Genomic DNA, 13,905 nt, shown 5'->3' on the forward strand with positions numbered 1-13,905 from the left:
CCACTGTTCGCAGCCGGGTCGAGTGGTGACCGAGCCCACCGCAATAGCGCCTACGACGAAACGCCCCGGCCCGATCGGCCCGGCCGTCGATGCGATGGCTCGGCAAGGGGCCCTGCTTCGGACGGGCTCACACTGCTCCCCCACCTCGACGCCCGCCGGCACCCCCGGTCCCAGCTCAACGACACGTCGCCCCGTTGGTTACGCATGCCCACTCCAACGTGTGCACGGAGCGCACCACCCGACAGGGCCCCAGAACCACTCACAGACGTCCCACAGCCTCACCACACACCCGTGACAGCACGGTTGGCGAGTGTCGGTGGCATGCGAACAGAGACTCCTTGGAGCACCTTGCCGGCCCGGGACCACCTCCTGGCCGGTGCGGGCGGTGCGGGCGGTGCGGCGGGTGCGCCCGTACTCGATGTGGTGGTCCCCGTCTACAACGAGGAGAAGGACCTCGAACCGTGTGTCCTGCGGTTGCACGACCACCTGGCGCGCACCTTCCCGTACGCCTTCCGGATCACCGTCGCGGACAACGCGAGCACCGACCGTACGCCCGAGGTGGCGCAGCGGCTGGCGCGGTCATTGCCGGGGGTTCGGTCGTTCCGGTTGGAGGAGAAGGGGCGGGGGCGGGCGTTGCGTACCGTCTGGACGCACTCGGACGCGCCGGTCCTCGCCTACATGGACGTGGACCTGTCCACCGACCTCAACGCGCTGCTCCCGCTGGTGGCGCCGCTCATCTCGGGGCACTCGGACCTCGCCATCGGCTCGCGGCTGGCGCGCAGTTCGCGGGTGGTGCGGGGGACGAAGCGGGAGTTCGTCTCGCGGGCCTACAACATCATCCTGCGCTCGTCGCTGGCCGCCCGGTTCAGCGACGCGCAGTGCGGGTTCAAGGCGATCCGCCGGGAGGTCGCGCAGCGGCTGCTGCCGATGGTGGAGGACACCGGGTGGTTCTTCGACACCGAGATGCTGGTGCTGGCCGAGCGGGCCGGGCTGCGCATCCACGAGGTGCCGGTCGACTGGGTGGACGACCCCGACTCCACCGTTCACATCGTGCGCACCGCCACCGATGACCTGAAGGGCGTGTGGCGGGTCGGGCGGGCGCTGGCCGTCGGGGCGCTGCCGCTGGACCGGCTGGCGCGGCCCTTCGGGGACGACCCGCGCGACCGGGGCATCGGCGGGGTGCCGGGCGGGCTGGCCCGGCAGCTCGTCGGGTTCTGTGTGGTGGGCGCCCTGTCCACCCTGTTCTACCTGGCGCTGTACTCCCTCTTCCGGCTCGGCGCCGGGCCCCAGCTCGCCAACGGGGCCGCGCTCCTCGTCTCGGCCGTCGCCAACACCGCGGCGAACCGGAGGCTCACCTTCGGGGTACGCGGCCGGGGCGGCGCCGTCCGCCACCAGGCGCAGGGCCTCGTGGTCTTCGCCATCGGCCTCGCCCTGACCAGCGGTTCGCTGGCGGCCCTGGGCGCGGCGTCCGGATCGCCCTCGCACACCACCGAACTCGCCGTGCTGATCGCGGCCAACCTCGCGGCGACCGTGCTCCGCTTCCTGCTCTTCCGCGCCTGGGTCTTCCCGGACCGGGACGGGGCCGGTGACCGGGGCAGTGACCGGGGCAGGGACCGGGGCGGCGAAACGGCCGGCCCCGCGCACGCCGTGGCGCCCCCGGCCCCCGCAGCCGTCCCCGTCCCCGCACCGGCCGCCGAAAGCACCCACCACCTGAGGAACGCCCGATGACCACGTTCGACCCCGCCTACGCGCCGGCCCGGCCGGACACGCCCCCGGGTCACGCACGGGCCGGCACGCTGCCGCGCCGCGCCTGGCGCGGCCGGACCGAGGACGCGCCCTGGGTGCGCCCCGCCTTCCTCGCCCTGCTCCTCGTCATCACGCTGACGTACTTCTGGAACCTCAGCGCCTCCGGCTACGCCAACTCCTTCTACTCCGCCGCCGTGCAGGCCGGCAGCCGGAGCTGGAAGGCGTTCTTCTTCGGCTCGCTGGACTCGGCCAACGCCATCACCGTCGACAAGCCCCCGGCCACCCTGTGGCCCATGGCCCTGTCCGTGCGGATCTTCGGCCTCGGCTCCTGGGCGATCCTGGCCCCGCAGGTGCTGATGGCCGCGGCGACGGCCGGGGTGCTGTACGCGGCCGTACGCCGCCGGTTCAGCGCCGCCGCCGGGCTGATCACCATGGCGGTGTTCGCGCTCACGCCCGTCGCCGCGCTGATGTTCCGCTTCAACAACCCGGACGCGCTGCTCGCGCTGCTGATGACCGTCACCGTCTACTGCGTGCTGCGCGCGATGGAGCACGGCCGCACCAAGTGGCTGGTGTGGGCGGGCGTCGCGGTCGGGCTCGCGTTCCTGTCCAAGACCCTCCAGGCGTTCCTGATCCTGCCGCCGCTCGCGGTGCTGTACGCGGTGTTCGCGCCGGTCTCCGTACGCAAGCGGTTCGGGCAGCTGGGCCTCTCCGCGCTCGCGATGATCGTCGCGGGCGGCTGGTGGGTGGCGATCGTCGAGCTGTGGCCCGCATCCTCACGCCCGTACACCGGCGGTTCGCAGAACAACTCCTTCCTTGAGCTGACCTTCGGCTACAACGGCCTCGGCCGGATCAATGGCGACGAGACCGGCAGCGTCGGCGGCGGAGGGGGCCGGGGCGGCGGCGGTCAGTGGGGCGAGACCGGCATCGGCCGGATGTTCAACTCCGAGATCGGGTCACAGATCTCCTGGCTGCTGCCCGCCGCCCTGATCCTGCTCGTCGCGGGCGTCTGGCTGACCTGGCGGGCGAAGCGCACCGACACCGCCCGCGCGGCCTTCCTCGCCTGGGGCAGCTCGCTGCTGATGACGGCGGCCGTGTTCAGCTTCATGGCCGGCATCTTCCACCAGTACTACACGGTGGCCCTCGCCCCCTACATCGCGGCGCTGATCGGCATGGGCGTCACGGTCCTGTGGGAGGAGCGGTCCCGCTGGTGGGCGGGCGCCACGCTCGCCGCCGTGGTCGCGGTGACGGCGTACTGGGCGTACGTCCTGCTGGGGCGGACACCCGACTACCAGCCCTGGCTGCGGACCACGGTGCTCGTCGCCGGGCTCGTGGCGGCGGTGGGCCTGCTGCTCGCGGCCCGGCTCGGGCGCCGGCTCGCCCTGGTCGCGGTGGTCCTGGGCTTCGCCGCGTCCCTGGCAGGGCCGACCGCGTACACCGTCAGCACGCTGAACACGGGCCACCAGGGTTCGATCGTCACGGCCGGCCCGTCCTCCGGCGGCATGGGCGGCCCCGGTGGCGGTGGCGGCCGTGGCGGCGGTCCGGGCGGCGGTGGCGGCATGGGCCGGCCCCCCGGCCAGGGCGGCCAGCAGGGTACGAACCAGCAGGGCGCCGGAAACCAGCAAGGCACCGGCATGGGCCGGCCCCCCACCGGCACCCCGCCCGGCCAGGGCACGGGCACAGGCCAGGGCCAAGCACCCTCACAGAAGGGACAGAACAGCCAGAACAGCCGGCCCACCGGCGAACGCGGCGGCCCCGGTGGCGGAGGCGGCGGCATGGGGGGCCTCCTCAACGGCGCGTCCGTCGGCTCCGAGGCCAGGAAGCTCCTGGAGGCGAACGCCGACGACTACACCTGGGCGGCGGCCGCCATCGGCTCGCAGAACGCCGCGAGCTACCAACTCGCCACCGAGAAGCCGGTGATGGCGATCGGCGGCTTCAACGGCAGCGACCCGTCCCCGACGCTCGCGCAGTTCGAGAAGTACGTCGAGGACGGCCGCATCCACTACTTCGTCTCCGGCGGAGAGGGCGGCGGCGGAATGGGCGGCAGCGGCGGCACCGCCTCGCAGATCTCCTCCTGGGTCGAGAAGAACTTCAAGGAGGTGACGGTGGGCAGCGCCACGTTCTACGACCTGACCCGGGCGCAGACGGGCAGCTGACCGTTCACCCACTCAGCGCCGCAGCTCCAGGTCGGCGACGACAGGGCGGTGGTCCGAGGCGAGCGTCTCGGCCACCGCCGCGTCCCGTACCCGGACGGTGTCCTTCGAGACGGCCACGTAGTCGATCCGCTGCACCGGGTCCTGCGCCGGGAAGGTGGGCCTGCCGGGCTCGATGTCGGTCAGGTTCTCCCACAGCGGGGCCAGCTCCGGGGCGGTCGGGGCCGCGTTGAAGTCGCCGAGCAGGATCTGCCGCACCGGCCGCCGCTCGTGCTTCTGGTCCTCCGCCATGATCCGCCGGGTGTCCGCGACCTGGGCGACGCGGACGGACGGGTCGCCCCGGAAGTCGAGGTGCGTCGCGTACACGTGGACGGGCAGCCCGCGCACCCGCAGGACCACCTCGCCGAAGCCGGGTCCGGGCGCCGGGACCGGGTCGGGGTCCTGGGTGGAAAGGCGGGTGATGTCGTGGTTCTCGGCGCTCACGATCCGGTACCGGGACAGCACCGCGACCCCGAACTCGCGCCTCGGCCCGCCCTCGGCCGGCGGGTCGAAGCTGTAGATCGGGGCGAAGGAGACGTGCATCCGCAGCCGCCGGCCCAGCTCGCTCGCGAGATCGCGCCACTCGCTGCGGTCGCCCCAGTGGACGTCGACCTCCTGGAGCCCGATGACGTCCGCGTCGAGCGAGCGGAGCGCGGCCACCTGCCGGTCGAGATCGAAGACGTTGTCCATGCCGGCCCCGGCATGGATGTTGTACGTGGCGACGCGCAGCGGCACCGACTGCCCGGGGCCGTGCCCGTGCCCATGTCCCGCAGCCGTCGCGGGGGGCGCGAGCGCCGTCCCCAACAGGCCCACGGCCACCAGGATTTCCACCGTACGACGACGCAGTGACATATCGCTCCAACTCCAGGGGGACAGGCCGTTGTCGGATCAGCGACCGGCACCGTACCCGCGAAAAGTCGGTTGTACGCCCCACCCGGTCCTTATACGGTGTACAACTCAATCTCCTGTACACCGTATAAGAAGGTGCGAGGGAGCCCCCACCGACCGCCCGGGAGTACGCATGACGGCGACCGACGCCGCGCAGACCAACCCGCTCGCCCCGCCGAGCCATCCGCAGCGCTGGCTGATCCTCGGCGTCATCTGCCTCGCCCAGCTCACCGTGCTGCTCGACAACACCGTTCTCAACGTGGCGATCCCCTCCCTGACCCGGGAGTTGGACGCCTCCACCGCCGACGTGCAGTGGATGATCAACGCCTACTCGCTCGTCCAGTCGGGGCTGCTGCTCACCGCCGGCAGCTCCGCCGACCGCTACGGCCGCAAGAAGATGCTGATCGCCGGGCTCGCCCTGTTCGGCATCGGCTCCCTGGTGGCCGGGCTCGCCGACTCGTCCGCCCAGCTGATCGCCGCACGGGCCGGGATGGGCGTCGGCGGGGCGCTGCTGATGACCACCACGCTCGCCGTCGTCGTCCAGATCTTCGACGACAGCGAGCGGGTCAAGGCCATCGGCATCTGGTCGACCGTGAGTTCGCTCGGCTTCGCCGTCGGGCCGCTGATCGGCGGGGTCATGCTCGACCACTTCTGGTGGGGCGCGATCTTCCTGATCAACATCCCGGTCGCCGTGCTCGGCCTGGTCGCCGTGGTGCGGCTGGTGCCCGAGTCGAAGAACGCGAGCGGCGAGCGCCCCGACCTGCTGGGCGCGCTGCTGTCCACCATCGGCATGGCCGCGGTCGTGTACGCGATCATCTCGGGGCCCGAGCACGGCTGGACGTCCGGCCGGGTGCTGCTGACCGCGTTCACCGGGGTCGCCGTCCTCACCGGCTTCGTGCTGTGGGAGCTGCACATCCCGTACCCGATGCTGGACATGCACTTCTTCCGCAACCAGAAGTTCGTCGGGGCGGTCGCGGGCGCGGTCCTGGTCGCGTTCGGAATGGGCGGCTCGCTCTTCCTGCTCACCCAGCAGCTGCAGTTCGTCCTCGGCTACGGCCCGCTGGAGGCCGGACTGCGCACGGCACCGCTCGCCCTGAGCGTCGTCGCCCTCAACCTCACCGGGCTCGGCGCCCGGCTGGTCCCCAAGCTCGGCACCCCGCTCACCATCGCGTCCGGCATGGGGCTGCTCGCCGCGGGGCTGGCCTCGATCGCCCTGCTCGGCGGCGACGGCTACGGCGGCATGCTGCTCGGCCTGCTCGTGATGGGCGCCGGCATCGCGCTCGCCATGCCCGCCATGGCCAACGCGATCATGAGCGCGATCCCGCCCGAGAAGGCCGGTGTCGGCGCCGGGGTCAACGGCACGCTCGCCGAGTGCGGCAACGGCCTCGGGGTCGCCGTCCTCGGCGCGGTCCTCAACTCCCGGTTCGCCGCGCTCGTCCCGTCCGCAGTCGGCGCCGCCTCGCTGCCCGCCGCCCTGGCCGCCGCACGCGGCGAGGGGGAGCGGTCGCGCATCACGGACGCGTTCGCCTCGGGCCTGGAGACCAGCATGCTGGGCGGGGCCGTCGCCGTCCTCGCCGGCGGCCTGCTGGCCGCCCTCCTGCTGCGCCGGGCGGAGCGAGGAGAAGCGGAGGGCGGAGAAGCGGAGCGAGGAGAATCGACCCAGGCAGACCCGGCCGCGCCGGCGGCATAGCATCAGTCGGGACCCATCGGACCGCGCGCCTCCGTTTTCGGGGTACGCGGTACGGGGCCGGTCCGTCCGTCCCGCCGGTGAGACGAGGGAGTGCGCCATGGTGTCCGCGGCCGACCGCGTGAAGGACCCTGCCCGGACCAGCGTGTGGCTGAACCGCCGGCCGCCCTCCCGCTCCCGCAGGACGGACCAGCCGGCCGGACTCGACCGGGAGAGGATCACCACCGCCTCGGTCCGGCTGCTGGACGCCGAGGGCCTGGCGAAGTTCTCCATGCGCCGGCTCGCCGCCGAGCTGAACGTGACCGCGATGTCCCTTTACTGGTACGTCGACACCAAGGACGACCTGCTGGAACTGGCCCTCGACTCGGTCTACAGCGAGATCGGGCCGCCGCCCGCGGACGCCCTCTGGCAGGACCGGCTGCGCGCGGTGGCCACCGCGTACCGCACGCTGCTGGTCCGGCACCCCTGGGTCTCGCCGCTCGCGGGCAAGTTCCTGAACCTCGGACCGCACTCGCTCCTGGTGACCCACACCATCCAGGACGTGATCCGTGCGACCGGCCTCCCCCTGGAGGGCCGCAGCGGCGCGCTCGCGGCCGTCTTCCAGTTCGTGTACGGATTCGGCACGGTGGAAGGGCAGTTCGCGCAGCGCAGCGCGGAGGCGGGGCTCACCCAGGACCAGTACTTCCGGCAGGCGATGTCCGCGGTCCAGGAGCAGCCCGAGCTGGACGAGTTCGTGGAGGACTCGCGGGACCTCATGGCGGCGCGCGGCGGCGTCTGCATCGAGGAGATGCGCGACCGGGACTTCACCTTCGCGCTGGACCTGCTGATCGCGGGCATCGACGCGATGCGCGAACGCGCCGAAGGGGAGCGGTCCCACGCGGAACGGGCTCAGTAGCCGCGTGCCGTGTCCACGGTGAGCGGCGGTACGCGCCCCGCCGCCAACTCCCGCAGGCAGGCCGTGAAGTCGGTGACGATGTCGTCGTCCGCCGTGATGCCCGCCGAGTGCGAGGTGATCACCGTGCGCGGCAGCCGCCAGCACGGGTCGTCGGGCGCGGCCGGCTCGTCGGGCAGCACGTCGAGCACCGCCCGACCCACCGCCCCCGAGCGCAGCGCCCCCTCCAGCGCCCCCAGGTCCACGGTCGCGCCCCGCCCCACGTTGAGGAACGTCGCCCCGCCCATCGCGGCGAACCGGTCCGCGTCGAAGTACCCGTCGGTCGCCCCGGTCAGCGGGAGCGCGGCGATCACCCAGCGGGCGGCCACCGGCTCGTCCGGGGCGGCCAGCGCGTCGAAGCCGGGCGGCACCTCGCGCGGGGTGCGGGCCACGCCCACCGTCCGGATGCCGCAGGCACGCAGCAGCGCGGCGACGGCGGAGCCGATCCGGCCGATGCCGTGCACGACGGCGGTCTGCCCGGCGACGAGCTCACCGGGGATACGGCGCCACTCGGCGCGGGCCTGCTGGGCGGCGTACTCCGGGACCGCCTGGCACTCGGCGAGCACCCAGCCGAGCACGTACTGCGCGATCCGCTCGCCCATCCGGCCCACCGTCCGGGTGAGCAGCGCACCCTGCGGCCAGGGACCGGCGTCCAGCAGGGCGTCCGTGCCGGCGTTGACGCTGTGGAACCAGACCAGGTCCGCCCCGTGCGGCGCGTCGGGCAGCGAGGCGCCCACGTACACGAAGGGGCCGTCACCGGGGCCGCCGCGCTCCACGGGGCGCCCGGCGGCCCGGGCGAGCCCCCGCGCGGCGGCCTCGCTCACCTCGGGCCCGGCCAGCAGCCGGGCCCGGTCCAGCAGTCCGGGCGAGGGAAGAGCGGCGGTCACGGGGCCAGGTGCGCGGGGAAGCCGCCCGTGGCGACCGGGCCCCAGCGCTCCGGGGTGATCCGGATGATCGATTTGCCCTGCTTCAGCATCGCCGCCCGGTACTCGTCCGGCCCGGGTGGTCAGCAGGATCGCCCGGTGCCGGGGCCGCACGAAGGCCAGCAAGTCGTCGAGTTCCACGGCGCTGTCGGGTGCCATGGAACAGACCCTACGGCCAGGGACCGTCAGACGGCGGGCAGGGAATCGCCCTGCACGGCCTGGATGTCGAGCGCCACCCGCAGCGTGGTGCCGATCGCCGAGATGCCGGCCTGGACCACCTGGTTGTAGTTCATGGCGAAGTCCTCGCGGCGCAGCTCGGCCGTCGCGCTGAACGCCGCGCGCACCCCGCCCCACGGGTCGGGCCCGGTGCCGAGGTAGCTCAGGTCGAGGTCGATGGGCCGGCGCACCCCGCGCAGGGTCAGCTCGCCGTGCACGGTCCAGCGGTCGGGCCCGGCCGGGGTGAGCCCGCTGGAGCGGTAGGTGATCTCGGGGAACCGGTCGACGTCGAGGAAGTCCGGCGAGCGCAGGTGCTTGTCCCGCATGCCGTTGCCCGTGTCGATGCTCGCCGCGTCGATGACCGCCTCCACCCGGGAGTTCTGGACGTCCTCCGCGATCTCGATGCGCCCGGAGAATTCGGTGAAGCGGCCGTGCACGCTGGAGATGCCCAGGTGCTGTGCGACCGCCCCGACCGAGGAGTGCGCCGGGTCCAGCGACCAGGTGCCCGGCGGCGGCAGCTCCACGCCGCCCTGGCGGTTCAGTACGACCGTGCCGGCCTCGACCAGGCCGCTCGCCGTGACGAGGGCCGTGGAGGCGGCGGGGGCGTATCCCACCGCGGTCACGATCACCGTGTACGCGCCCGCGGACAGCGGGGTCTCGGTGCGTACCGCGCCGGCCTCGTCGGCGGCGGCGCGCAGCACCTGTGTGCCGGTCATGTCGGTGACCGTCACGACCGCGTGCTGCACGGCCCAGCCGTCCCGCGTCCGTACCTGTGCGCGAAGTCCCATCCCGTTCTCTCTCTCCTTGCTCAGTGGCCTGCCCGGTCGCCGGGCCGGGCCACTCAATGAGTCGGGCCCCGGGGCGGGGGCGGCAGGCCGTCCCCTGCCTGCCGTCCCCGCCGCCGGGGCCCATTTCCACCGGGCCGGTGCGGCGCCTCCGCTCGAAACGCCGCCCCGCCGGGGGTCCTGTGGGTCCGGGGGCATGCCCCGGACCGCTCGGGTTACTCGCCCGTGTTACTCACCGGGGTGGGCGAGCTCGATGTCGTGGCCGTCGGCCCCGTGACCGGCCACGGTCAGGGCACCGGCCACCGGCGGGTAGCCGGTCGCGATGACCGTGTACTCGCCCGCGTCCAGGTCGGCGAAGGCGTACGCCCCGTCCTCCCCGGTCGTCGAGGTGGCGATCACGTTGCCGGCCGCGTCGACCAGCGTGACCCGGGCGTCCGGCAGCGGGCTGCGGCTCGCACCGGCGCGGACGACGCCCTGGACCAGCGCACCGGCCTGGAGGGCGGCGTCGACCCGGGTGATCCCCTGGCCGCCGACCTCCACCGGCAGGGCCAGCGGGCGGAAACCGGCCGCGTTGACGGCGACGGTCACCGCACCGGGGACCAGCTCACCGAAGGTGAAGTCGCCCGTCTCACCGGACTTGCCGGTGGCCAGCACGTCGCCGCGCACATCGGTCACGATGACCATGGCGTCCGCGACCGGCGTGCCGCTCTCGGCGGCCCGCACGGTACCGGCCAGGCCGCTCGTACCGGAGAGCAGGATGTCGTACGCCAGCGGCTCGTCGCCGACGACCACGGTGGACGCCTGCGGCTGGAAGCCGTCGGCGGACGCGATCAGCACGTACGAACCGGTGCCCGGGGCCTCCAGGGCGTAACGGCCGTCGCCCTGTGCGGCGGCGATGCCGAGCTGGCGGCCGCCGAGCGAGATCAGCGTGACGGCGGCCCGGCCGACGGGCGCGCCCTCGGCGCCGCGCACCACACCGTGGACGGCGGTGCCGCCCTTGGCGAAGTCCACGGGGGCGTCGGCCGGGAGGACCGCGGTGGTGGCCTCGGAGGTGTCGACCGCGGTGACTCCGGCGGTTCCCTCGGCGACGGCCTCGGCCGTACCGACGGGGACCTCGGCGGGTGTCGCGTCCTGTGCCGGGGTGTCGCTGACGGCCTTCGTCTTGAGCGCGACCTCCTTGATGAAGATCGTGATCAGGAAGGCGATGAGCGCGGCCGGAGCGGCGTAGAGGAAGACGTCACCGACACCGTGCCCGTACGCGGCCTCCACGACCGTGCGGAAGGCCGGGGGCAGCTTGTCCAGGTCGGGGATGCCCCCGCCGCCGGTACCGCCGTGGCCCAGGGCCGCACCCTCGGGACCGAGGTCCGACAGGCCGGTCTTGACGTAGTGGGTGACGCGGTTCGCCATGACGGCGCCCAGTGCCGAGACACCGATCGCACCACCGAGGGAACGGAAGAAGGTGACGACGGAGCTGGCCGAACCGAGGTCGGACGGGTCCACCTGGTTCTGCGTGGCGAGCACCAGGTTCTGCATCATCATGCCGATGCCGAGACCCATGACGAACATGTAGACGCCGATGTGCCAGTACGTCGTGTCGTAGCGGATCGTGCCGAGGAGGCCGAGACCGGCGGTGACGAGGAAGCCACCGCTGACCAGCCATGCCTTCCAGCGGCCGGTCTTGGTGATGATCTGGCCGGAGAGCGTCGACGAGAGGAACAGACCGCCGATCATCGGGATCGTCATCACGCCGGACATCGTCGGCGACTTGCCGCGCGCCAGCTGGAAGTACTGGCTGAAGAAGACGGTCCCGGCGAACATCGCGATACCGACGAACAGCGAGGCCAGCGACGCGAGCGTGATGGTCCGGTTGCGGAAGAGACGCAGCGGGATGATCGGCTCGCTGGCCCGGGACTCGGTGAAGACGAAGAGCAGCGTGAGCACCACGGAGCCCGCGAGCATCACGCCGGTCTGCCAGGACATCCAGTTGTACTTGTCGCCCGCGAAGGTGACCCACAGGAGCAGCAGCGAGACGGCGGCGCTGATGAAGAAGGCGCCGGTCCAGTCGACCTTGACCTCACGCTTGACGACAGGGAGCTTCAGGGTCTTCTGGAGCACGATGAGGGCGATGACCGCGAACGGCACACCCACGTAGAAGCACCAGCGCCAGCCCATCCAGCTGGTGTCGGTGATGACACCGCCGAGCAGCGGGCCGCCGACGGTGGCGACGGCGAAGACCGCGCCGATGTAGCCGCTGTAACGGCCGCGCTCGCGCGGGGCGATCATCGCGGCCATCACGATCTGGGCGAGGGCGGAGAGACCGCCGACGCCGATGCCCTGGACCACACGGCAGACGATCAGCATGCCGCTGCTGGTCGAGAGGCCGGCGACGATCGAGCCGCCGACGTAGATGATCAGGGCTATCTGGACCAGCAGCTTCTTGCTGAACAGGTCGGAGAGCTTGCCCCACAGAGGGGTGGTCGCCGTCATGGCCAGCAGCGAGGCCGTGACGACCCAGGTGTAGGCGCTCTGGCCGCCGCCCAGGTCGGAGATGATTTCCGGCAGGGCGTTGGAGACGACGGTGGACGACAGGATCGCGACGAACATCCCGAGCAGCAGCCCGGCGAGTGCTTCCATGATCTGCCGGTGTGTCATCGGCGTGCCGTCGGAGGCGTCGTGCCCTCCGTGCTTGGCGTGGCCGCCCCGCACACCGCTTGGTGTGGTCGTAGCCATTTAAGTCCTTGTCCTTGCTTCTGTTACACGGGTGTACGGGTGTACGAGCCGTTGTGGCTGTCGGCCTGCCGGGGGCGGCAGTCGCCGCTGTGCTTCCCCGGGGCGCATCCTCCGGTGCCGCGACAGGAGAAGCTGTCGCGCAGCCGGGCCAGCAACGTGTTGAGCTGTCCGACCTCTTCGTCGGACCAATCCTGAAGATGACCGGCGAACATCTCGGTCGTCCGCCGGGAGAGGTCGTCGAGGACCCCTTCCCCCGCGGGGGTCAGCCGCAGAATGCGGGACCGCTTGTCCGCCGGGTCCGAGAACCGTTCGATCCAGCCGCGTTCCGCCACGTGGGCGACGTGCCGGCTGGTCACCGACATGTCGACCGACAGGAGCTCGGCCAGCCGGCTGATCCGCATCTCCCCGTGCCGCCTCAGCAGAGTCAGCACGGCGGCGGACCCACCGGGGCATTCGGCGGGAAGGATGCGGGCGAGACCTCGCTTGACGGCTCCGATGGCGCTCAGCTGACGGGCCAGTTCTTCGTACTGACTCCGTTCGGCCACGGGACCCCCAGACATCTCACCGGTCATCTTGTTGCTTAGGGCAACCATAGAAGCCGTTGGTTGCTGCAGGCAAACGAAAAGGGGCCCGGTGGAGTAAAGGAACGCAAAAGGCTCCGTAGGGCACTGGTCAAACCCGCAGGGTCTGCGGTAGAGAAGTGCCGGGTGTGTCCCGCGCCACAGAGGTGGTGGATCGGGAGGTGGCGCCCGGGGGTTGGGCCGTTCGGCCGAGTTCGCTAGGGTCCTGCGATATGGCACACAATCCCCACGCACCGCAGGGTCCCGAGGGCTCCCACGACCCGGCCGGCAGCACCCAGATGTTCCGCGCCTTCGTCGACGAGGGCGAGCCGCAGCGCCGGCAGCAGCCCGCCGCCGTCTCCTCCTCCGGCCCGAGGACCGGCCTGATCGTCGGGATCGTCGCGGTGGTCATCGTGCTCGGCGCGGTCGCCTGGCTCGCACTCGGCTGACCGTTACCGCTCGCTCCTCGTCCCTCGTCACTTCCAGGCGGCGGTGACGTCCCGGGTCTCGACATGCATACCCAGGGGCACCCGCCAGGCGTCCACACAGACGGTGTACGTCTTCTTCCGCGCCGCTCCCGCGTCGATCGGCGCGGGCAGCGGCGCTGTCGATTCCAGGGTCGCCCAGTCGACGCCGAGCCCGCCGATGACGTGCGTGGCGAAGGTGACGGTCCCCGACCGCACGGGCGACCCTCCGCTATTACGGAATTCCACGGTCACCTTCTCGCACCAGCGGTCGTCCGCCGCCGCCCGCACGGGCGCGCCGACGTGGAGCACGGCGGGTCCGGTGGGGGCGGCGGGGGCGGTGGGTTCGGTGGGGCTGGATGGAACTGCGGGGCTCTTGGTGCCGGGGGTGCGGGGGGTGCCGTGCGAGGGCGCCGTGGTCTCCGGGGCCGGTGAGCCGGACGGGCCGGTCGTACGGCCGGAGGCGGGCCCCGCGGCAGGTCCCACGGTGGACCCCGGGCCACCGGGCCGCGTCGGGTCCGTACCCCCGCCCATGGTCGCGCCCGGCGACGCGCTCGCTCCGCCGCCGCCCTTCGTGCCGCTGCGGGCGGCCCCGTCCAGCGGGATCAGCGTGACGTCGTCCGAGGGTGCTACGGCCCCCGAGGGGGCCTTGCCCGGACCCGCGGCGGCTGCGCCGAGCGCCGTATAGCCGTCATCGCCTCCGCCCGCCCCGCAGCCCGCCAGCGCGCCGCCCAGGAACAGCACGGCCGCCGAGGCGGCGAGCACGGTGCCTCGGCGGCCGGCGGG

Annotated in this window: 11 protein-coding genes and 1 pseudogene; 5 read left to right on the top strand and 7 right to left on the bottom strand. The window is 72.6% G+C overall.

Going from position 1 to position 13,905, the window contains the following annotated elements; all coding sequences use genetic code 11:
- The first annotated feature begins 321 nt into the window (after positions 1–321).
- Both E6R18_RS25785 and E6R18_RS25790 read left to right on the top strand, forming a co-directional pair.
- Positions 322–1,728, top strand: coding sequence for a bifunctional glycosyltransferase family 2/GtrA family protein (locus E6R18_RS25785; protein WP_240799854.1), 1,407 nt, complete (start codon positions 322–324; stop codon positions 1,726–1,728).
- The gene (locus tag E6R18_RS25790) at positions 1,725–3,899 is read left to right on the top strand and encodes a glycosyltransferase family 39 protein (protein ID WP_136319299.1); all 2,175 of its coding nucleotides are present in this window, start codon (positions 1,725–1,727) and stop codon (positions 3,897–3,899) included. The genes E6R18_RS25785 and E6R18_RS25790 overlap by 4 nt, the downstream gene beginning before the upstream one ends.
- A 12-nt stretch (positions 3,900–3,911) precedes the next feature.
- Here E6R18_RS25790 and E6R18_RS25795 read toward each other — a convergent pair whose 3' ends face one another.
- Positions 3,912–4,787 carry an endonuclease/exonuclease/phosphatase family protein gene (locus tag E6R18_RS25795; protein ID WP_136319300.1) on the bottom strand — a complete coding sequence of 292 codons (876 nt, stop codon included), beginning with the start codon at positions 4,785–4,787 and terminating at the stop codon, positions 3,912–3,914.
- A gap of 169 nt (positions 4,788–4,956) precedes the next feature.
- On the opposite strand from E6R18_RS25795, the gene E6R18_RS25800 reads away from it, so the two are divergent.
- Complete coding sequence (locus tag E6R18_RS25800) at positions 4,957–6,513, top strand: MFS transporter (protein WP_136319301.1); 1,557 nt, start codon at positions 4,957–4,959, stop codon at positions 6,511–6,513.
- A gap of 97 nt (positions 6,514–6,610) precedes the next feature.
- On the top strand, positions 6,611–7,405 hold the full coding sequence (locus tag E6R18_RS25805; protein ID WP_136319302.1) for a TetR/AcrR family transcriptional regulator: 795 nt from the start codon (positions 6,611–6,613) through the stop codon (positions 7,403–7,405).
- On the opposite strand, the gene E6R18_RS25810 is transcribed toward E6R18_RS25805, so the two are convergent.
- The 5 genes and pseudogenes from E6R18_RS25810 to E6R18_RS25830 form a co-directional block, all read right to left on the bottom strand.
- Positions 7,399–8,328 carry an NAD(P)-dependent oxidoreductase gene (locus E6R18_RS25810; protein WP_136319303.1) on the bottom strand — a complete coding sequence of 310 codons (930 nt, stop codon included), beginning with the start codon at positions 8,326–8,328 and terminating at the stop codon, positions 7,399–7,401. The two genes, E6R18_RS25805 and E6R18_RS25810, sit on opposite strands and share 7 nt — an antisense overlap.
- Positions 8,325–8,523: pseudogene (locus E6R18_RS25815) on the bottom strand (hypothetical protein). The gene E6R18_RS25810 and the pseudogene E6R18_RS25815 overlap by 4 nt, the downstream one beginning before the upstream one ends.
- Before the next feature lie 26 nt (positions 8,524–8,549).
- Entirely contained in the window at positions 8,550–9,368 is an 819-nt protein-coding gene (locus E6R18_RS25820) for a YceI family protein (protein WP_136319304.1), read from the bottom strand.
- Positions 9,369–9,593: 225 nt separating this feature from the next.
- Positions 9,594–12,095: an MFS transporter gene (locus E6R18_RS25825; protein ID WP_136319305.1), complete on the bottom strand. Its 2,502-nt coding sequence runs from the start codon at positions 12,093–12,095 to the stop codon at positions 9,594–9,596.
- Between the two features lie 23 nt (positions 12,096–12,118).
- The gene (locus E6R18_RS25830) at positions 12,119–12,640 is read right to left on the bottom strand and encodes a MarR family transcriptional regulator (protein ID WP_136319306.1); all 522 of its coding nucleotides are present in this window, start codon (positions 12,638–12,640) and stop codon (positions 12,119–12,121) included.
- Between the two features lie 248 nt (positions 12,641–12,888).
- Between E6R18_RS25830 and E6R18_RS25835 the strand changes: the two genes are divergently transcribed.
- Positions 12,889–13,104 (top strand): hypothetical protein, encoded by a 216-nt coding sequence (locus tag E6R18_RS25835; protein WP_136319307.1) that lies wholly within the window; start codon positions 12,889–12,891, stop codon positions 13,102–13,104.
- A gap of 27 nt (positions 13,105–13,131) precedes the next feature.
- Here E6R18_RS25835 and E6R18_RS35415 read toward each other — a convergent pair whose 3' ends face one another.
- Complete coding sequence (locus E6R18_RS35415; RefSeq protein WP_136319308.1) at positions 13,132–13,338, bottom strand: hypothetical protein; 207 nt, start codon at positions 13,336–13,338, stop codon at positions 13,132–13,134.
- Between the last annotated feature and the right edge of the window lie 567 nt (positions 13,339–13,905).

This window comes from Streptomyces sp. A1277, from assembly GCF_004795015.1.
Taxonomy (GTDB): domain Bacteria; phylum Actinomycetota; class Actinomycetes; order Streptomycetales; family Streptomycetaceae; genus Streptomyces.